This window comes from Stieleria sp. (assembly GCF_041595215.1).
Lineage (GTDB): Bacteria > Planctomycetota > Planctomycetia > Pirellulales > Pirellulaceae > Stieleria > Stieleria magnilauensis.
The window spans coordinates 1-1,541 of sequence record NZ_JBFHKV010001502.1; the positions used below are offsets into that span (position 1 = coordinate 1).

Sequence of the window (1,541 nt, forward strand, 5' to 3'; positions counted from 1 at the left end):
CCCGAAGAGCAGAGGACTCGTCGCCTCGTCCACTACCCGAAGAGCAGAGGACTCGTCGCCTCGTCCGCTACCCGAAGAGCAGAGGACTCGTCGCCTCGTCCGCTACCCGAAGAGCAGAGGACTCGTCGCCTTGTCCACTACCCGAAAAGCAGAGGGCTCGTCGCCTCGTCCACTACGCGAAAAGTTAGCTGACACGGAATACGAGTGCATACCAAATGAACCAACATCACCCCCCCTCACGCTGCAAGACCATCCTCGCGGTTGCCGTCACGGTCTGGGTCGCGATTGCGGTCGGGCTGGTGTTCTTCGCCAAAACCTCGGTGAAAGGGACGCGGATCGAGTATCAGATCGAATCATCGGATGTTCGTGCAGACCAAATCGTCTCGGCTGTCGAGCGGCGGCTAAACGGGTTCTTCAATGGGGCGAAAGAGATCCGAGTGATTGAGGACGGCAGGAAACTGCAGATCGACTTGGAAACCACCGACAGCGCGCAGCTGGATGCGATCGCGACCCTGCTGCACCACGAGGGACACTTGCGATTTCTTGCGCTCGCCCAACCAGGACGCCACGACGCTGTGATCGATGCTGCGAGGGATCAGATCGACAGCGGTGATCGTTCGCTGGAGGTTCGAGACGCGTCGGACGCCCTGGTCGGCCGATGGGCGTTGATCGATCAATCCATCGATCCCATGACGGGTTGGCCGAAGCCGAAGATCGAACCGCAGGGGTTGATCCTGCGAGATTTTAAAACCGGTGCGCTCGTCGACTTGGCGTCGACGCTGGAAGCTTCCGAGGGGCAAGTCGATGTGGGACAGTGGATGTTCGACAACAACGTCACCGGATTGGAAGCTTTGGCGATCGTCGAACCGGACGTTCAGCTGGACGGTGATTCGCTCAGCTTCGCCGCGATAACCGAAGATGCAAACGGTCAACTGGCGGTTTCGCTGGAATTCACGACGCAGGGAAGCACCGCGTTGGAAACGTTGACCAAACGCTATGTACCGGTCGGTCAGCGGCAAACCAGACTCGGGATCATCTTCGATGACGTCTTGATCACCGCGCCGAAGATTCTGCAACCGATCCGCAAGCAGGCAGTGATTACAGGCGACTTCGGAAAAGCCGAGGTCCAGACCATCATCGCCGTGCTTAAGGCCGGACGTCTGCCGATCGAGTTGCCCGAGCAACCCGTCAGGCGAGAACCGGTCACGCTGACCAAGCCGCTCTTGCAGTGGCCGCTGTGACACGCATGGTTCAATCGTCGCAAGCCAGTAACTTGTGCCACCCAAGCACCGGCATCGGCAACTTGCAACTTTTTCGCAATGTCCAAAAAAATCGTTGACAGCGGATCGACCGACCGTCAGACTCATTTTGAAGTGTTAAAAATTTCTTGTCGGCGTTTTGGTCGAGGTGGTGTCGATGGGGGTGGAACAACTCAGTCGTCGCGAGCGGGAAATCGTCGACATCTTGTATGTCAAGGAGGAAGCGACCGCGGCCGAGGTGCGGCTCGCCATGACCGGTGATCCGTCCGATGCCACGGTCCG

The 1,541-nt window shown here is 58.5% G+C and carries 1 protein-coding gene; it reads left to right on the forward strand.

All coding sequences use genetic code 11. The features are described 5' to 3' along the window. Positions 1-215 precede the first annotated feature (215 nt). On the forward strand, positions 216-1,241 hold the full coding sequence (locus ABX749_RS32485; protein WP_372899690.1) for a hypothetical protein: 1,026 nt from the start codon (positions 216-218) through the stop codon (positions 1,239-1,241). The last annotated feature ends 300 nt before the right edge of the window (positions 1,242-1,541 follow it).